Origin of the sequence: Saccharopolyspora terrae (assembly GCF_004348435.1) — a bacterium.
Taxonomy (GTDB): domain Bacteria; phylum Actinomycetota; class Actinomycetes; order Mycobacteriales; family Pseudonocardiaceae; genus Saccharopolyspora; species Saccharopolyspora endophytica.
On record NZ_SMKS01000044.1, the window covers coordinates 18,706 to 37,544 of the forward strand.

The following is an 18,839-nucleotide window of genomic DNA, read 5'->3' on the forward strand; positions in this document are numbered from 1 at the left end:
GCAGGAGACTTCGTGACCGACGATCGAACCCGGCTGCACGGAACGGAATTCGCCGCCGACCCGCAGGCCGTCTACCGGCGGCTGCGCCAGGCGGGTCCGACGGCTCCGGTGGAGATCGCGCCGGACGTGCCCGCCACGCTGGTGCTCGGCTACACCGAGGCGCTGCAGGTGCTGCGCGATCCTGCGAACTTCCCGAAGGACCCGCGCACCTGGCAGCGCACCGTCGCGCAGGGCTGCCCCGTGCTGCCGCTGATGTCGTTCCGGCCGAACTGCATGTTCACCGACGGCGCCACCCACGCCCGGCTGCGCGGAGCCGTGACCGACGCGCTCGCGCGGGTCGACACCCGGGAACTGCGCACCCACCTGGAGGAGACCGGCGACGCGCTCATCGACCGGTTCGCCGCCGACGGCAAGGCCGACCTGGTGGAGCAGTACGCGCGGGTGCTGCCGCTGCTGATGGTCACCCGCATCTGCGGGGCGCCGCCGGTGATCTCGGAGAAGATCGTCTCCGGCGCGCTGGCGCTGTTCGACGGCGTCGACGGCGGCCGGGGGATCGGCACCGCCGTCGCCGAGCTCGTCGCCGCGAAGCGGAGCCGCCCTGGGCCCGACGTCGTGTCGTGGCTGCTGGCGCACCAGGCCGGGCTGACCGATGAGGAGGCCGTGCACCAGATCGCGCTGCTGTGCAGCGCCGGGAGCGAGCCGCTGCAGAACCTGATCGCCAACACGCTGCGGCTGCTGCTGGTCGACGAGCGGTTCGCCGGCGACCTCTCCGGTGGCAGCCTGCCGGTGGCCGACGCGCTCGACGAGGTGCTGTGGTCCGATCCGCCGATCGCCAACTACGGCACGGTCTTCCCGTCCCGGGAGGTGCAGGTCGGCGGCAACCCGGTGCCCGCCGACCAGCCCCTGCTGATCAGCTTCGCCGGGGCCAACACCGATCCCGCCGTCGACGCGGGCGGACGCGTGGGCAACCGGGCGCACGTCGCGTTCGGCGCGGGCAGGCACGCGTGCCCGTCACCCGCGCAGCGCATCGCGCGGATGACGGGCACCGCGGCCGTCGAACGCGTTCTGGACCGGTTACCGGACCTCGAACCCGCGGTGCCCGCGGAGGCGCTGGAGTGGAAATCCGGCCCGTTCCACCGGTCCCTGGCCTCGCTGCCGGTGCGGTTCCCGCCGCCGCCCAAGCTGATCCGGCCCTGGCTCGGCTCGCCCGCGCCCGTCGTCCGGCGCGAACCCGGGCCCTACCGGCCCGCCGGGCGGTGGGCCGTGTTCAGCAGGTGGCTGCGCGGCGGTTGATCACAGACCCGCGACCGGCGCCTTGTGCAGGTTCTCGATGACGTTGCGGGCGTCCGGGTACTGGTAGGAACCGGATTCGTAGAGCACGTAGGCGTTTCCGCCCAGGTCGTCGATGCCCTCGGACATGCTCGGCGAGCGGAAGCAGCGCGTCGACGGGATGTCGATGTCGGTGGCGCCCTTGTCGATCACGTACAGGTTGCTGCGCACGTCGCGGGAGAGCGAGGTGCTGTAGACGAACTTGTCGCCGGTGACCATCAGGCCCTGCGTGCCCTTCGGGATCTCGAAGGACTTGCCGGTGGTGAGCGCGCCGTCGTCGGCGACGCTGTAGGCGTACATCTTCTCGCGGCCGTCGCGGCTGTACTTGCCCGCGTAGAGCGTGTTCCCGTCGCCGGACAGGAACGACGCGCCGTAGACCTCGCGGGCCTCGCCGATCTGCTTGACGTAGGGGCTGCCCTCGGCCTTCAGGGCGTCGGCGAGCTCGCTGAGCTTGTACTTGCGGATGGTGTAGTGGCCCTCGGCGTTGTTCCTGCCGGTCACGAACGCCCAGCCGCGGGCGATCGCGATGCCGCTGGCGTGGGTTTCGGCGATCTCGACGTCACCGACGGTCTTGCCGGAGGCGGGGTCGACGCCGTAGATCTTGGCGTTCGAGCCGTCCTTGCCGTAGGCGCTGATCAGCAGCAGGCCGTTGCCCGCGCCGTCCCAGTCGTTCCACGCGGCCAGGCCCTGCGGGGTGTGCTCGGGCAGTCCCGGGATCTTCGGGCCCGCGCTGAACTTCTCGTCGTAGGTGTAGCCCGCCGACGGCCCGCTGTAGAAGGAAGCGTCCTGGCCGCTGGAGTCGTCATCGCAGGCGATCGCCGCGGTCTCGGCGGCAGCGCCGGTCGCGGGCACGCCGAACAGCAACGCACCGCTCACCGCGGCGACAACGGATTTCCGGACCAGCGCTCTCATCGTTTCTCCCTCAGTGGCTTTCGACGGTTCACCACTGAGACGCACGGCGAGCCGTTCGGTTCCCACCCGCACGACAACCCCGCACGACCACCGAGCGACACCGCGAAGGCGACGCTGAGCACCGTTCGGGGGACGATTTTCGAATTTCGCGCGAAATTCGAGTCGAATCTTTCGGACTCGAATTTCGCGCGAAATTTGAAGATGCTGGTCACCTCAGGGGAGTGGGTTCGCCTCGTCGTGGGCTCGTTGGGCGTCCTGGCGGGAGGTTTCGGCGCCGGTGGCGATGGGAGCGGTGAGCCACTGGCGCGGGGTGCCGAAGGCTTCGACGAGGTCGACGGCGTGCGGCCGGAGTTCACCGCAGAGATCGTTGACGGCCTGGGTGACGGACTTCGCCCTGCGCGGGCTGATCCGCTCGTGCTCCAGGAACCACGCCTTGTCCTCCTCGATGGTGGACAGCGCGTAGAGGTCGCAGAGCTTGTCGAGGATCTCGGCGTTGCGCGGGTCCTGGCAGCGGTCGACGGCGGCGACGAACGCGTCCAGCACCAGCCGGTCGATGTGCACCCGGGCCGCGCGCAGCACGTGGTCCTGGGCGTTGTTGAACACCTCGAATGCGTTGTCCTTGTTGGCCTTCCGCAACCGGCGGCCCAGGCCGTCGAGGACGTGCGCCTCGCGGTCGTCGAAGAGCTTGAGCTGCCAGCCCCGGTCGAGGATGTCGTCCTTGTTCGAGGCGTCGATGATGCGCTGCACGATCGAGTGCGCGGCGGAGCGCTCGATGACCGCGCCCACGAACTGGTCCGCGACGAACTTCGCCAGGCCCAGCGTGCCGATCCCGTCGAACTGATCCTTGTAGTCGGTCAGCAGCCCCTTCGCGACCAGCTGCAGCAGGACCGTGTTGTCGCCCTCGAACGTGGTGAACACGTCGGTGTCGGCTTTGAGCCCCGCCAGCTGGTTCTCGGTGAGGTAGCCGGCGCCGCCGCACGCCTCGCGGCAGGTCTGGATGGTGTGGGTGGCGTGCCAGGTGGTGACGGCCTTCAGCCCGGCGGCGCGGGACTCCAGCTCGCGCTGGGCCCGCTCGTCGTCACCCCGCCCGACCTCGTCGAGCGCCTGCACCAGCTCCTCCTGCGCGAAGTGCAGGGCGTAGGACTTCGCCAGCGCCGGGAGGAGTTTGCGCTGGTGCGCCAGGTAGTCGAGGACCACGACCTCCTCGCCGGTGCCCGGCCGGTCGAACTGGCGGCGCGCGTCGGCGTAGCGCAGCGCGATCTCCAGCGCCAGCTTCGCCGCGGCGCCCGAGGTGCCGGCGACCGAGATCCGGCCGCGGATCAGGGTGCCGAGCATGGTGAAGAACCGCTTGCCCTGGCTGTCGATCGGGCTGCTGTAGGTGCCGTCCTCGGCGACGTCGCCGTAGCGGTTGAGCAGGTTTTCGCGCGGCACCCGCACCTGGTCGAAGTAGATGCGGCCGTTGTCGACGCCGTTGAGACCGGCCTTGCGCCCGCAGTCCTCGATCCGCACGCCCTCGCAGGTGTTCCCGCTCGCGTCGCGGATCGGCACCAGCAGCGCGTGCACGCCGTGGCTCTCGCCCGCGGTGATGAGCTGCGCGAACACCACGGCCATGCGACCGTCGCGCGCGGCGTTGCCGATGTACTCCTTGCGCGCCGCCTCGTGCGGGGTGTGGACGACGAACTCGCGGGTCGCCGGGTCGTAGGTGGCGGTGGTGCGCAGGCTCTGCACGTCGGAGCCGTGGCCGGTCTCGGTCATCGCGAAGCAGCCCGGCAGTTCGGCGCTCATGATGTCGCGCAGGTAGCGCTCGTGGTGGTGCTCGGTTCCCAGCGCCACGACGGCACCGCCGAACAAGCCCCACTGCACGCCGGACTTGACCATCAGCGAGAGGTTCCCGCACAGCATCTCCAGCGAGACCACCGAACCGGCCTGGTCACCGCTGCCGCCCTGGGCGACGGGGAAGCCGAGCTCGGGGACGCCGGACTTGGCCAGCAGGCGCAGCTGCTCCAGGGTCCGCTCCCGGTGGCTCTCGGTGTCGAGGTCGTCGGCGTTGCCGAGCTCGTTCTCGCCGAGCGAGTCGCGGACCTTCTCGCGCACGGACGCCCACCGCCCGTCCAGCAGACTGCGGAGCTCACCTGCGTCGAATGCGGGGTTGGTCATCGCGGCCTCCACTCACTCGTCCCGTGCCGCCCACCGTAGTTACCGACGGGTAACCCCGCTATGCGACGTAACTCACCACGCAGCGTAGTGCCGCACCCGCCACTCCCACCCCAGGCACGACGGAGGGGCGCCCCCGACAGGGGACGCCCCTCCGCACCACGCTCACCACCAGTCCCCGGCCTCAGCCAACCCGGAATACCGCCGTGTTCGGGGGTCCGATTGCGGCGGTGATCCGGGTTCGAGGTGGGGACTGGGTCAGGCGACGATGTTGACCAGGCGGTTGGGGACGACGATGACCTTGCGGGGCTCCTTGCCGTCGAGGGCCGCCGTGATCTTGTCGTCGGCCAGGGCCGCGGCCTTGACCGCGTCCTGGTCGGCCGAGGCGGGGACCTGGATGCGGGAGCGCACCTTGCCGTTGACCTGGATCGGGTACTCGATCGAGTCCTCGACCAGGTACTGCTCGTCGGCGACCGGGAACGGCCCGTGCGCCAGGCTCTCGGTGCGGCCCAAGCGGGTCCACAGCTCCTCGGCCAGGTGCGGGGTCAGCGGCGCCACCATCAGCACCAGCGGTTCCACCACCGAACGCGGCGTGCCCGAGGCCGACGCGTAGGTCTTGGTGATCCGGTTGTTGAACTCGATCAGCTTCGCCACGGCCGTGTTGAACCGCAGCTCGGCGAAGTCCTCCCGGACGCCCGCGATCGTCTTGTGCAGGGCGCGCAGCATCTCGGTGTCCGGCTCGTCGTCGGTCACCCGCAGCTCGCCGGTGCTCTCGTCGACGACGTTGCGCCACAGCCGCTGCAGGAACCGGTGCGAGCCGACGACGTCCTTGGTCACCCACGGACGCGAGGCCTCCAGCGGGCCCATCGACATCTCGTACAGCCGCAGCGTGTCCACGCCGTAGGCGTCGGCCATCTCGTCCGGCGACACCGAGTTCTTCAGGCTCTTGCCCATCTTCCCGTACTCGCGGGAGACCTCTTCGCCCTGGTGGAAGAACTTTCCGCCGGACTCGGTGACCTCCTCGGCCGGGACGTAGACGCCGCGCGCGTCGGTGAAGGCGAACGCCTGGATGTAGCCCTGGTTGTACAGCCGCCGGTACGGCTCCTCCGAGGACACGTGGCCCAGGTCGAACAGCACCTTGTGCCAGAACCGGGAGTACAGCAGGTGCAGCACCGCGTGCTCCACGCCGCCGACGTACAGGTCCACGCCGCCCGGGTCGTTGCCGCCGTGCGCCTGCGCGTTCTTGCCCATCCAGTACTGCTCGTTGACCGGGTCGACGAACCGCTCGGAGTTGTCCGGGTCGATGTAGCGCAGCTGGTACCAGCAGGAACCCGCCCACTGCGGCATGACGTTGGTGTCGCGCTCGTAGTCCTTGAGCCCGTCGCCCAGGTCCAGCTCGACGTGGCGCCACGCCTCGGCCTTGGCCAGCGGCGGCTCCGGGCGGGAGTCGGCGTCCTCCGGGTCGAAGGTGCGCGGCGAGTAGTCCTCGACCTCGGGCAGCTCGACCGGCAGCTGGTCCTCCGGCAGCGCGCGCGGCACGCCGTCCGAGCCGTAGACGATCGGGAACGGCTCGCCCCAGTAGCGCTGACGGGCGAACAGCCAGTCGCGCAGCTTGTACTGCACGGTGCCGCGGCCGTGGCCGTGCTCCTCCAGCCAGGCGATCACGGTCTTCTTCGCGTCCGCGATGTCCAGGCCGTTCAGGCTCAGGCCGGTGGTCTCCGACGCGGAGTTGATGGCCGGTCCGTCACCGGTGTAGGCGTCGCCGTCGAATCCCTCGGCCGGCTGCACGGTGCGGATGATCGGCAGGCCCAGCACCGTGGCGAAGTCCCAGTCGCGCTGGTCCTGGCCCGGAACCGCCATGATCGCGCCGGTGCCGTAGCCCATCAGCACGTAGTCGGCGATGAAGATCGGGATACGGGCGCCGTTGACCGGGTTGGTCGCGTGGGCACCGGTGAAGACGCCGGTCTTCTCCTTGTTCTCCTGCCGGTCCAGGTCCGACTTCATCGACGCGGCACGCCGGTAGGCGGCCACGGCGTCCGCCGGGGTGGCCGCGCCACCGGTCCAGCGGTCATCGGTGGCGTCCGGCCAGGAAGCCGTGGTCAGCTCGTCGACCAGCGGGTGCTCCGGCGCCAGCACCATGTAGGTGGCGCCGAACAGGGTGTCCGGACGGGTCGTGAAGACCTCGACGGAACGACCGGAGTCGCCGACCGGGAACACCACGTTGGCGCCCTGCGAACGGCCGATCCAGTTCCGCTGCATCGTCTTGACCTTGTCCGGCCAGTCCAGCCGGTCCAGGTCGTCGACCAGGCGGTCCGCGTAGGCGGTGATCCGCATCATCCACTGCTTCAGGTTGCGGCGGAACACCGGGAAGTTGCCGCGCTCGGTCAGCCCGTCCGCGGTCACCTCCTCGTTGGCCACCACGGTGCCCAGGCCCGGGGCCCAGTTGACCGGCGCCTCGGACAGGTAGGCCAGCCGGTGCGAGTCGACGATCTCGCGGCGCTCGGCCTCGGACAGCACCGCCCACGGGCGGCCGTCCGGGGTGGCGCGGTCACCGGAGGCGAACTCGGCCTCCAGCTCGCTGATCCGCCGCGCGCGGCCCTTGCCGCCGTCGGCGTCCGCGTCGTACCAGGCGTTGAAGATCTGCAGGAAGATCCACTGCGTCCACCGGTAGAACTCGATGTCGGTGGTGGCGATGCGGCGGCGCTCGTCGTGGCCCAGGCCCAACCGGCGGATCTGACCCAGGAAGCGCTGGATGTTCGCCTCGGTCGTGGTGCGCGGGTGCGTGCCCGTCTGCACCGCGTACTGCTCGGCGGGCAGGCCGAAGGAGTCGAAGCCCATCGTGTGCAGCACGTTGCGGCCCTGCATCCGGTGGAAGCGGGCGTAGACGTCGCTGCCGATGTAACCCAGCGGGTGGCCGACGTGCAGACCGGAACCGGACGGGTACGGGAACATGTCCTGGACGAACAGCTTGTCCGCGGGCACCTCGCCGTCGGCGAGCGACCCCGCCGGGTTCGGCGCGTGGAACGTGCCGCGCTCGGTCCACTCCCGCTGCCAGCGCTGCTCGATCTCGGTCGCTGTGCCCGCTGTGTAGCGGAACGGCGGCACCTCCTCTGAAGAAGAGGCCGGCCCCGCTGTGTTGACCTCTTCTGGCTGGCCAGTCATGTTCTGCGTCCTTCCCTGCTCCGCCGGAACGCGCGCGTTCGTGCGCTCTAGTGTGCCGCCCCCGGAAAACGGAAAACCCCCCAGGCCCTGGTCGGGCATGAGGGGTCGCCGCGCTGAACCGGTCTCACCGACTCAACGCGGCCTCGCAAGAAGCAGCCTCGCGCGCATGAAGCCAGGGTAGCGGACCAGGCAAAACGGTTATCGGTCAGCCGTGCGGCGGCCGTGTGGGGCAGGGCACCTCAAGCCGATGTCCGGCGGATCGACCGCGAGCGGAGGTTTAGGCTGCTGGGGTGCTCGCTGTTCAGGTGATCCTTTGCGCGGTTCTGATCCTCGGCGGAGCGGCCCTGCTGCTGCTCGGGTTCCGGGGCGTTCGGGGTTCGTTGCCCCTCAACACCTACGTCGGCGTGCGGACTCCCGCCGCGATGCGCAGCGAGGAGGCGTTCGAGCTCGCCAACCGCGCCGCCGGTCCGGCGATGCTGGCCGCCGGTGCGATCGCCGCGCTGGCCGGGATCTCGATGCCGGCGCTGGCGAGCGGGTTCAGCGTCGCGATGGTCGCGGTGCTCGGCCTGGTCGGCGCGTTCGTGCTGATGACCCTCGGCGGGGTTGTGGGCAACCGGGCCGCGGAGACCGTTCCCGCCCCCGCTCCGGCTGGTGGCTGCGGCGGTTGCGCGGGCGGCTGCTGCGGCGGCTGACCAGCGCATTCGCGCTTGTCCCCAAGTTATCCACACCTAGTTGTCCACAGGCTGTGGAGAACGAGTCTTGTGGACGTGCGGCGAAAGCCGCTGATTCGAGTGCGGGACTCAGCTCGCACCGCCGCGGGTTCTGAGACGTCGTCTCGCGAGTGCGCCGCGACGCCGTGTTGGACATGCATCAGGAGTGGCGCGCGGAGTCCGGACGGCGGCTCAGGTTCCGCTACCTGCACCGCCGAGCAAGGTGACCACGAACAGTTCTTGGTCAGTTCAGCTTCACGTCGCCGGGGTGGGTGGCGAGGAACGCCAGGGGAGGCCCCTGCCTGCGCAGCACCCTCGACCACAGCTCGGTGTCGGGATCGGCGATGACGTCGTCCGGCAGCGCGGGAACGATCAGCCAGTCACCCCTGTCGATCTCCCCGGCCAGCTGACCGGCGTCCCAGCCCGCGTAGCCGGCGAAGAAGCGCAGCCCGCGGGCCTTGGGCGCGAGCTCCTCCGGGTCCCCGTCCAGGTCGACCATCCCCACCGGGCCTCGCACGCCCACCACGCCGTCGATCGCCGCGAGGTCCTCGCCCGCTCGCAGCGTGGCCAGGCAGATGGCCGTGCGCTGCTCGACGGGCCCGCCCACGAACAGCGACTGGGGGAGCGTGGCGTGGTCGCCCCACTTCGGGAGCACGTCGTGCACCGCGACCTCGCTCGGCCGGTTCAGCACGACGCCGAGGGTGCCCTCCGCGCGGTGGTGGATGACGTAGACGACGGTTCGCCGGAAGTTCTTGTCCATCAGCTGCGGAGCAGCGACCAGCAACGTCCCCGGCTCCACCTCAGCGTCCGATCCCACCTCCGCATGATCTCACCGGATGGGCGGAGGTGACCCCTTCCTCGCGCAACAAGATGAGCGGAAAACGGGAAATCGAGACTAATGGATGGTAACCAGCGAGCATTAACGCTCACTGGTCATCGCTCAGTATTAATACGGTAAGCCTTGAAGCTCACTGACCTGGGGTTTCGATGCCTTGGTCCCGGGCCCAGCGGTGCAGTTCCTCGACCGCCTCCTCGCGGGACATGGGTCCGCGATCCAGCCGGAGCTCCTTGAGGTGCTTCCACGCCTTGCCCACGATCGGACCCGGCTCGACCCCGAGCAGACCCATGATCTCGTTGCCGTCGAGGTCCGGGCGCACCTTCGCGAGGTCCTCCTCGGCGGCGATCCGATCGATCCGCTCCTCGAGGTCGTCGTAGGCGCGCTGCAGGGCGTTGGCCTTGCGCTTGTTGCGCGTCGTGCAGTCGGCGCGCACCAGCTTGTGCAACCGGGGCAGCAGCGGACCCGCGTCGTTGACGTAGCGGCGCACCGCCGAGTCGGTCCACTGCCCGTCGCTGTAGCCGTGGAACCGCAGGTGCAGGAACACCAGGTCGGCGACCTGGTTGATGACGTCCTTGGGGTAGCGCAGCGCGCGCATCCGCTTGCGGGTCATCTTCGCGCCGACCACCTCGTGGTGGTGGAAGCTCACCCCGCCGCCGGACTCGAACCGCCTCGTCGCCGGCTTGCCGATGTCGTGCAGCAGCGCGGCCAGCCGCAGCACCAGGTCGGGTTCGGCGTCCGGGTCGGCGGCCTTCTCCAGGTCGATGGCCTGGTCGAGCACGGTCAGCGAGTGGCTGTAGACGTCCTTGTGCTGGTGGTGCTCGTCGATCTCCAGCTTCATCGCCGGCACCTCGGGCAGCACGTGATCGGCCAGGCCGGACGACACCAGCAGCTCCACACCGCGCCTCGGGAACTCGCCGCACAGCAGCTTCGAGAGCTCCACCTGCACCCGCTCGGGGGTGATCCGGGCGATCTCGGCGGACATCTCGGTCATCGCCGTCACCACCCGGTCGCTGGGGGTGAAGCCGAGCTGGGCGACGAAGCGGGCGGCGCGCAGCATCCGCAGCGGGTCGTCGGCGAAGGAGTCCTCCGGCGCGGCCGGGGTGTCGAGCCGCTTGTCGACCAGGTCGGTCATGCCGCCGTGCAGGTCGACGAAGGCGCGCTCGGGCAGCTGGATGGCCATCGCGTTGACGGTGAAGTCGCGGCGCACCAGGTCGCCCTCGATGGTGTCGCCGAAGGCCACCTCGGGATTGCGCCCGACGCGGTCGTAGCTGTCGGCGCGGAAGGTCGTGATCTCCACGGTGGTGCCGTGCCGGAAGGCGCCGAGCGTGCCGAACTGGATCCCGGTGTCCCAGATCGTCTCCGCCCACCCGGTCAGCAGCTCGCGGACCTGCTCGGGCCGCGCGTCGGTGGTGAAGTCCAGGTCCGTGCCCAGGCGACCCAGCAGCGCGTCCCGCACGCTGCCGCCGACCAGGTACAGCCGGTGCCCGGCTGCGGCGAACCGCGTGCCGAGCTCCTCGGCGACCGGTGCGACCTTGATCAGCTCGACGACCGCGTTGCGCTGGGCGTCCCGCTCCAAGGACGTCGGGCCGGAACCGATGGGCTGCTTGTTAGACACGATGAACCAGGGTATCGGCCACGCGAGGGCACCCACGACGCACGCCCGGATGTGCGCCGAGGTTCCACCGCCCGCGCCGCTGAGCAAGACGACCACGCGATCCTCGAGCAACTACCATCAGGGGCATGCCCCCGTCGCCCGGCCGCTCCGGCGGTTCCCAGCCGGGGCGTCGAAACCGGCGCCGGCGGCGTCGGCTGCGGACTGTCGACGAGACCTCGGCGGGTGGGCTGGTGATCGACGGCGTCCACGGGCTGGCTGCGATCATCGGGAGGCTTGATCGTCGGGGGCGACTTCTGTGGTCGTTGCCGAAGGGTCACATCGAGCCTGGTGAGACGCCGAAGCAGACCGCGGTGCGGGAAGTCGCTGAGGAGACCGGCATCATCGGCCGTGTTGTGACCGCGATCGGCACCATCGATTACTGGTTCGTCGCGGGAAATCGGCGAATCCACAAGACCGTGCACCACTTCCTGATGGATGCGGTGGGCGGAGAGCTGTCCGATGAGGACGTGGAGGTCACCGAGGTGGCATGGGTGCCGCTCGGTGAGCTGGACGAGGTGTTGGCCTACGCCGACGAACGCCGGCTGGTGCGCCGGGCCCTGAGCCTGCGCGACGACGGCGATCTCGGCGGTGTGGGTCTCGCTGGAAGCGAGCGCCTCGGGGCACGACCGACGAGAGGGAGCGGGACGGAGCAGGCGTGAGGTTTCTGCTGGCCGCGCTGTGCGCGCTGCTGATGGTCGCGATGCTGCCGGTCACTCCGGCAACCGCGCAGAGCGGCAGTTCAGCCGACTTCGACGTGACCAAGGTCACGCCCTCGGTGGTGGGTGGGGGTTCGCCGGGCGAGGTCGTCGTCAGCGGCACGCTGACCAACCGCAGCGGACGCGCCTTGACCGGCGTCCAGGCCCGCATCGAGCGCGGCACCCCGCCGACCGGCGAACCCGCCGTCCAGCGCGCCATGCGCGAGGGCGTCAGCGGCATCACCGAACCGGCCTTCTCGCCGGTCGCCGACCGGCTCGAACCCGGCCAGTCGCTGCCCGTCCAAGTCCGCATCCCGCTGACCGGCTCGAACTCGCTGCAGCTGAGCCAGACCGGCGTCTACCCGCTTGTGGTCAACATCCAGGCCGGGCGCAGCTCGATCGCCGAGACCCAGTTCCTGCTGCCGGTCACCTCGCTCCCAGGGCAACCGCCGATGCGCCCCGCGCAGGCGACCCCGACGACGCTGGTCGTGCCGATCGTCGACACGCCGCGGTTGGAGCGCGAGGCGCTGCCGGGCGGTCGTGCGGTGCTCGTCGACGACAAGCTGTCCACCTCGCTGGCCCCCGGCGGCCGGCTCTACGACCTCGTGCAGGCCATCAGCGACAGCGCCCCGGCCGGATCCTCGCTGGGCAACGCGCTGTGCTTCGCCATCGACCCGGACCTGCTGATCACCGCCAAGGCCATGCAGGGCGGCTACCAGGTCCGCCAGCCCAACGGCGCCCTCGTCGAGGGCATCGGCCGCTCCGCCGCCGACCTGTGGCTGACCAAGCTGCGCCAGGCCACTACCGGCCGCTGCGTGATCCCGCTGCCCTACGCCGACGCCGACGTGGTCGCGCTGGGACGTGCCGGGCTCGACGACCTGGTCAACGGTGCGATGGACGGCGCCCAGCTGCTCAGCGCCCCGGACGGCCTCGGCGTCGAACCGCGCGACGTGATGTGGCCGATCGAGGGCGCCCTGGCCGACAACCCCGTGGGAGACCTGCCGTCGACGATGCTGCTGGACACCCGCGCGGTGAACGTCCCGGCAGGCTCGCTGACCCCGGTCAAGCTGCGCGGCCAGAACCGGACCGCCATCCCGATCGACCCGCTGCTGGCGTCCGCGCTGGACCCCAACCGCGACACCAAGCAGGAGGTCACCGAGCCCTCGCCGCCCAGCAGTGGCGCGCTGACCTCGCAGAACGCGCTCGGCGCATTGGCATTCCGAGCGACCGGCGGATACGTGCCGAACGCGACCTCGGTGCTGGTGCCGCCGCGACGCTGGAACATGCGGGCCGATGACCTGCGCGGACTGCTCACCGGCATGTCGAAGCTGGACGCCGACGGGCTGATCCGCCTCACCGCGCTGCCCTCGCCGAACCCGGCGACGCTCGCCGAGGCCGACCTGACCTACCCGGTGCAGGCGGGCGGCTCGGAGATCCCGCGCGAGGCGATCGACAAGCTGGCCGCGCAGAACTTCAGGGTCGGTGACCTGGCCCGGTCCTCCGAATCGGACCGCGCTCAGACCGTCTCGCCCGGCCGGGTCACCACCCCGCTGCGCAACGGCCTGCTGCACGGCGTCTCCAGCGCCTGGCGAGGCAACTCCGGCGCGGCCGAGGACTGGGTCCGCCGGGCCACCGGGCCGATCAACGACATGCTCGGCAAGGTCCGCATCGAGGAGTACCCGGGCACCACCAACCGGCTGTCCTCGGACAGCCCGATCCCGGTCACCGTGGTCAACGACCTGCCGTTCACCGTCGGCATCCGGTTCAAGATCCCCACGGTTCCCGGCGTGGAGGTGCAGCACGACTTCGGCGGCGGCCTGGCCACCGTGCCCGCCAACGGTCGGCGCCAGTTCATGCTGGAGGCCTCCGCGCAGCGCGCCGGCCGGTTCATGGTCGACATCAGCGTGACCGCCGACGCGGGCACCCCGCTGGGCACCACCAAGCGGCTGCCGATGGAGTCCACCGAGTACGGCGCCATGATCCCGTGGCTCACCGGCATCGCGGGAGCCGTGCTGGTGCTGATGTCGGTGCGCCGGATCGTGAAGAAGGCCAAGGCCCGCCGGGAGCGCACCGCGGCAGCTCAGAAGTCCGTGGCCGAGGCGGAGACGCAGCCGCTGGCGCACGCGGTGACCTCCTCCCAGCCCGAGGACGACCGCGACCAGCGCTGACCGGGTGGCCGAGAACCGAAGCAAGTTCGCGAACTGCTTCTGAGATCCTGGTGCGAACGTCCCGGTGCTCCCGGGTGGCGCAGGCGGGTAAGGATTGAGGCAGTGAACCGACAAGATCCACGGCGGACGAGCGGGCCGGACGGCCCGACCATGCCGATCCACCGCACCCCCGTACCGGGCGCGGGCGGCAGGCAGGGCTGGCACGTCGCCGAGACGCAGCCGATCGCCGTGATCCCCGCCGAGCCGGGACCGGACCAGGCGTTCGAGCAGTCCGCCGAGCAGACCCAGGTCATCCGGCCGGTCTCGCCCGGCAAGCCGTCGCTGCTCAAGGCCAGCGGTTCGATGGCCATCGCGACGCTGATCAGCCGGATCACCGGCTTCCTGTGGAAGCTGCTGCTGGCCTTCGCGGTCGGCTTCGGCGTCGTCAACGACTCGTTCAACGTCTCCAACACGCTGCCCAACAGCATCTTCGAGCTGCTCATCGGCGGCGTGCTGACCAGCGTCGTGGTCCCGGTGCTGGTGCGCTCGCAGAAGGCCGACGCCGACGGCGGCGAGCGGTTCGTGCAGCAGATGATGACGCTGGCCGTGGTGGTGCTGGGCATCGGCACGCTGATCGCCGTGGTCTGCGCCCCGCTGCTGACCTGGATCTTCGTCACCGAGTCGGACACCTCGAACACCGAGCTGGTCAACGTCCTGGCCTACCTGCTGCTGCCGCAGATCTTCTTCTACGGCCTGTCCGCGCTGGCCGGCGCGATCCTGCAGTCCAAGCAGATCTTCAGCCCGCCGGCCTGGGCGCCGGTGGTCAACAACCTGGTCGTAATCGTCACGATCGGCGTCTACATGCTGCTGCCGGGCGAGATGTCGGTGAACCCGGTGTCGATGACCGACGCGCACGTGCTGGTGCTGGGCATCGGCGTCACGCTCGGCGTGGTCAGCCAGGCCGCCATCCAGATCCCCGCGCTGCGCGCCACCGGCTTCTCCTTCCGCTGGCGCTGGGGTTGGGACTCGCGGCTGTCGGAGTTCAGCGGGTTGGCGCTGTGGATGCTGGCCTACGTCGCGGTCAGCCAGGTCGGCCTGGTCGCGCTGAGCCGGGTCGCCTTCACCGGTGACGCGGGCGGCTGGTCGACCTACAACTACGTGTGGATGCTGCTGCAGCTGCCCTACGGCGTCATCGGCTTCTCGATCATGACCGCGATCCTGCCGCGCATGTCGGCGGCCGCGGCGGACGAGGACTACGCCAAGGTCATCGACGACCTGTCGCTGGGCAACCGGCTGTCGACGGTGACGCTGATGCCGGTCAGCGCGGTGATGACCGCGCTCGGCGTGCCGCTGGCGCTGTCGCTGTTCGCGCTGCGCGGCGAGACCGGATCGGCCACGACACTCGGTCTGGCGCTGGCGATTTCGGCCTTCGGCGTGCTGCCGTACGCGCTGACGATGATGCAGATGCGGACGTTCAACGCGCTCAACGACGCCCGCACCCCGACGCTGATCATGGTCGTGATGACCGTCGCGAAGGTGCTGCTGGCGGTCCTGGTCGCCGCGATGCTGCCGTCGGACCAGATCGTGTTCGGCCTGACTTTCGTCAACTCCTTCACCTTCATCGTCGGCTGGCTGGTCGGCGAGGCGTGGCTGCGGCACCGGCTCGGCCCGCTCGGCAGCAGCCGATTCCTGGTGACACTGGGAAAATCCCTCGTCGCCTCGGTGATCGGCGGACTCGCCGCGTGGGGTGTCGCGGTCGGCATCGACGCGCTCGTCCCGGGTTCGGCCGGCGCCGGAACCGGATGGCTCCAGCTGCTGATCGGCAGCGTGGTGGGATTCGCGGTCATCTTCGGGTTGATGTCGATGCTTCGAGTGGCCGAACTTCAACCCGCGATCGGGCGCCTCACCGGTTTGCTGCGTCGTCGCTGACATCCGCGTCACGTACCCTCGTCTAGGAAGTCTCCTTCCGTGAGGGCAACCCGTAGGCGGACCGGAAGGAGCGGGAGAGGGAAGGTGACCAGCAAACCCACCGAGCGGATCGCGGCGGACAGCGACGAACCGGAAGCCGATTCTTCGGCTGAGCAGCTCACACCGGGCCGGGTCTTGGACCACGGCCGGTACCGACTGCTCTCCAAAGTCGGCTCGGACGAGCGCTGCAACGCCGAACTGTGGCGTGCCAAGGACGGAGTCCTGGGCCGCGACGTCGCGCTGACGATCCTGATCGGGGATCGCGCCGACGCGCAGGCCGCCACGAACGCGCGACGCACCCTGGAACGCGCGATGCACGCCAGCACCTTCAACCACGTCGGCGTCGCGCGGGTGCTCGACGTCGTCACGCAGTCCGCAGGTGATCCGCCCGGCGTTCTCGGCCTGGTCATCGCCGAATGGACGCACGGCACGGACCTTTTGGACCTGGTCGCCGAAGGACCGCTGCCTCCCGGAACCGCCGCTCGGCTGATGCAACCGCTGGCCGCCGCGGTCGAATCGGCGCACCACGCCGGTCTGGTCCTGGGCGCCGACCACCCGCAGCGCATCCGGGTCACGCCCGAAGGCGAAGTGCGGATGGCGTTCCCGGGTCCGCTCTCGCACGCCTCCTCCAGCGACGACGTGCGGGGGCTCGGCGCCGCGCTGTACCTGCTGCTGACCGGGCGCTGGGCGCTCGGCGACACGCCCGAGGGACTGCCGTCGGCTCCGACCGGACCGGACGGGAACCTCGTCGCGCCGCGCACTCTCCGCCCGACCGTGCCGATGGAGCTGTCCACCGTCGCGGTTCGCGCGCTGGGCAACCCGGATTCGACCGGCACCACCGGGGGAGTCCGGACCGGCGCCGCCGTGCTGCGGGTCCTGGAGCAGTACGCGACCTACGAGCCGGCGAACACGCTGTCCAACGGCGCGCCGCCGGCCGAGTCCAACGAGGTGTGGCGCCGCGACGACCCGAAGCCCGACCAGGCCAAGCGCCGCAAGCTCGCGATCAGCGTCGGCGTGCTCGCGGTGGCGACGATCCTGGTGATCGGCTGGATCGCGGTCGGCGTGATCGGCATCTTCACCGAGTCGAACCAGTCCAGCGGCAGCGGCACGGTGATCGAGGGCAACAACCCCGGTACCAACACCCAGCAACCGCCGCCGCAGGCGGCGCCGGTGCGGGTCACGGAGGGGACGTCGTTCACCGCGCAGGGCGACCCGGACGCGCCGGCGCGGATCAACAACCTCTTCGACGGTGACCCGGGCACCTACTGGTCGACCTTCGGCTACTTCCAGCAGCTCGGTCCCGGCGGCATCAACACCGCCACCGGTGCCGTGCTGACGCTGGAACGCCCGTCGGTCCTGCAGCAGATCGTCATCAACTCGCCCAGCGCGGGGTCGAAGGTCGAGATCCGCCAGGTCGACGGCTCGCCGAGCATGAACTCCAAGCTGCTCGGCAGCGCGGTCCTCGCCGCGGGCGACACCCCGATCAAGCTGGAGGCGGTCTCGCCGAGCAGCAAGATCATGGTGGTGCTCACCCAGCTGTCCCAGAAGGGCGGCGAGTTCTCCTCCCAGATCAACGAGGTCACGGTCACCGGCTCGGTGGCCTGACCGCCGCAACGACGGAAGCGGATGTGACCGCAGTCACGGTCACATCCGCTTTTTCGTTGGCTGACCAGGAGAATTCGATTTCCATTTCCCAACGTGGACCTACCCGTGATGCACGGTCAGTATTGTCTTGAGCCGTGTCTGTCCCTGCCCTCTCAGACGCCGATCTCATAGCGGCGCACACCAACGGGGATCCACATGCGTTCTCCGAGCTCTTCCGCCGACATCGGGACCGGCTGTGGGCCGTGGCCCTGCGGACCATGCGCGACCCCGATGAAGCGGCGGACGCGTTACAGGACGCGATGATCTCGGCCTTCCGCAACGCCGCGTCGTTCCGTGCCGAATCGGCCGTCACGACCTGGCTGCACCGGATCGTGGTGAACGCGTGCCTGGACCGGATCCGGCGCCGCCAGGCGCGGCCCACGGTTCCGCTGCCCGAGACCGGTCCCGAACCAGCGGTCCCGCGCGACGCGATCGCCGACCGGGACACCAGCATGGTCGTGCAGGAAGCGCTGTCCCAGCTCCCCGAGGACCAGCGAGCGGCGATCGTGCTGGTCGACGTGGAGGGGTATTCGGTGGCCGAGAGCGCGGTGATGCTCGGCGTCGCCGACGGCACCGTCAAGAGCCGGTGCGCACGCGGCCGGGCAAGACTCGCGAAACTTCTGGGGCACCTGCGGAACCCAAGTGCAGATGCGAACGTCCCAGATGACGCGATGGCCATGCGTCGACGGGAGGGACGATGAGTGGGGAGAGCCGGCGCACGGGGGCGCCGCAGGGACCACCTTGGTCCCTGGACCTGCTGGCCGATCTGCACGCAGGAGTGCTGGACGGACCGACCGCCGACGAACTGCGTCGTCAGGTCGAAGCGGACCCGGAGGCCAGGGAGATCATGGCGGCGCTCGACGCCACCACCACCGATCTCGCCGACCTGCCCCCGCTGACCATTCCCGACGACGTCTCGGCGCGCATCGACGCGGCGCTGCAGGACGAGGTCCGGAACTGGGCCCGCGAGTCCGCGCCCGCGCAACCCGCGCAGCAGATGCCAACGATGTCAGCGCCCGCCGGGAACGACGCGCAGGTCGTCGACTTCGCCGCGGCCAAGGCCCGCCGACGCCGCAGGACGACCATCGGTGCCGGGCTGGTCGGCGTCGCCGCTGCGGCTGCCGCCGTGGTCTTCGCGGTGCTGCCCGGAACCGGCGACAACGACAACACCGCCCAGCCACCGGTCCCGACCTCCACCCAGCCGGGTGCGGGCCACAGCGCTCCGCTGGCCCTGGCCGGTGACCAGGTCACCCTCGACGGACAGCAGTTCTCGCAGGTCATGGCCTCGGACCAGTACGTGTCCACGCTCGCCGACCCGCAGCAGCTGATCGGCTGCCTGCAGGCCAACGGCGTGCGGGGCGGCAAACCGATGGGCGCTCGCGAGATCACCCTCAACGGCCAACCCGCCCAGCTGCTGATCCTGCCCGGCGGCGGCCTCGGCAAGTTCCGCCTCTTAGCTGTGGGCGCGGACTGCGGCCCGGGCAACCCCTCGACCGTCTCCGACAGCACCTTCGGCGGCTGAGCAGCACCGCCCGCAACGCGCCCGGCTCCCGCATCGTGGGAGGCACCAGGCGCGTTGTGCTGTGACGCACCGGGTCCCGGGGTTCGGGAACATCGCCGAATAGG

At 70.2% G+C, this 18,839-nt stretch carries 13 protein-coding genes; 8 read left to right on the forward strand and 5 right to left on the reverse strand.

Features of this window, described 5'->3' with window-relative positions; translation table 11 throughout:
- Window positions 1-12: 12 nt before the first annotated feature.
- On the forward strand, window positions 13-1,293 hold the full coding sequence (locus E1181_RS21725) for a cytochrome P450 (RefSeq protein WP_132677494.1): 1,281 nt from the start codon (window positions 13-15) through the stop codon (window positions 1,291-1,293).
- Here E1181_RS21725 and E1181_RS21730 read toward each other — a convergent pair whose 3' ends face one another.
- From E1181_RS21730 to leuS, 3 genes are all read right to left on the reverse strand, one after another.
- Window positions 1,294-2,241 carry a hypothetical protein gene (locus E1181_RS21730; RefSeq protein ID WP_132677495.1) on the reverse strand — a complete coding sequence of 316 codons (948 nt, stop codon included), beginning with the start codon at window positions 2,239-2,241 and terminating at the stop codon, window positions 1,294-1,296.
- A 213-nt stretch (window positions 2,242-2,454) separates the two neighbouring features.
- A complete protein-coding gene (locus tag E1181_RS21735; protein ID WP_132677496.1) occupies window positions 2,455-4,398 on the reverse strand; it encodes an acyl-CoA dehydrogenase family protein in 1,944 nt (647 codons plus the stop codon).
- Between the two features lie 255 nt (window positions 4,399-4,653).
- The gene (leuS, locus tag E1181_RS21740; protein WP_132677497.1) at window positions 4,654-7,557 is read right to left on the reverse strand and encodes a leucine--tRNA ligase; all 2,904 of its coding nucleotides are present in this window, start codon (window positions 7,555-7,557) and stop codon (window positions 4,654-4,656) included.
- Window positions 7,558-7,847: 290 nt separating this feature from the next.
- Here leuS and E1181_RS21745 point away from each other — a divergent pair, with 290 nt between their 5' ends.
- Complete coding sequence (locus E1181_RS21745) at window positions 7,848-8,249, forward strand: SdpI family protein (protein WP_132677498.1); 402 nt, start codon at window positions 7,848-7,850, stop codon at window positions 8,247-8,249.
- Window positions 8,250-8,511: 262 nt separating this feature from the next.
- Here the strand turns inward: E1181_RS21745 and E1181_RS21750 are convergent, their stop codons facing one another.
- Together E1181_RS21750 and E1181_RS21755 are read right to left on the reverse strand one after the other, a co-directional pair.
- A complete protein-coding gene (locus E1181_RS21750; protein ID WP_132677499.1) occupies window positions 8,512-9,084 on the reverse strand; it encodes a YqgE/AlgH family protein in 573 nt (190 codons plus the stop codon).
- Window positions 9,085-9,235: 151 nt separating this feature from the next.
- Window positions 9,236-10,720, reverse strand: coding sequence for a CCA tRNA nucleotidyltransferase (locus tag E1181_RS21755; protein WP_328590903.1), 1,485 nt, complete (start codon window positions 10,718-10,720; stop codon window positions 9,236-9,238).
- A gap of 125 nt (window positions 10,721-10,845) precedes the next feature.
- Between E1181_RS21755 and E1181_RS21760 the strand changes: the two genes are divergently transcribed.
- The 6 genes from E1181_RS21760 (at window position 10,846) to E1181_RS21785 (ending at window position 18,735) form a co-directional block, all read left to right on the forward strand.
- Window positions 10,846-11,418 (forward strand): NUDIX hydrolase, encoded by a 573-nt coding sequence (locus E1181_RS21760; protein ID WP_132677500.1) that lies wholly within the window; start codon window positions 10,846-10,848, stop codon window positions 11,416-11,418.
- Complete coding sequence (locus E1181_RS21765) at window positions 11,415-13,622, forward strand: DUF6049 family protein (RefSeq protein ID WP_132677501.1); 2,208 nt, start codon at window positions 11,415-11,417, stop codon at window positions 13,620-13,622. The genes E1181_RS21760 and E1181_RS21765 overlap by 4 nt, the downstream gene beginning before the upstream one ends.
- 102 nt (window positions 13,623-13,724) lie before the next feature.
- Window positions 13,725-15,530, forward strand: a complete 1,806-nt coding sequence (murJ, locus tag E1181_RS21770; RefSeq protein WP_235876936.1) for a murein biosynthesis integral membrane protein MurJ — start codon at window positions 13,725-13,727, stop codon at window positions 15,528-15,530.
- An 84-nt stretch (window positions 15,531-15,614) separates the two neighbouring features.
- On the forward strand, window positions 15,615-17,174 hold the full coding sequence (locus E1181_RS21775) for a protein kinase family protein (RefSeq protein ID WP_132677502.1): 1,560 nt from the start codon (window positions 15,615-15,617) through the stop codon (window positions 17,172-17,174).
- Window positions 17,175-17,308: 134 nt separating this feature from the next.
- Entirely contained in the window at window positions 17,309-17,914 is a 606-nt protein-coding gene (gene sigM, locus E1181_RS21780) for an RNA polymerase sigma factor SigM (protein ID WP_132677503.1), read from the forward strand.
- Window positions 17,911-18,735, forward strand: a complete 825-nt coding sequence (locus E1181_RS21785; RefSeq protein ID WP_207922247.1) for an anti-sigma factor — start codon at window positions 17,911-17,913, stop codon at window positions 18,733-18,735. The genes sigM and E1181_RS21785 overlap by 4 nt, the downstream gene beginning before the upstream one ends.
- Window positions 18,736-18,839: the final 104 nt, after the last annotated feature.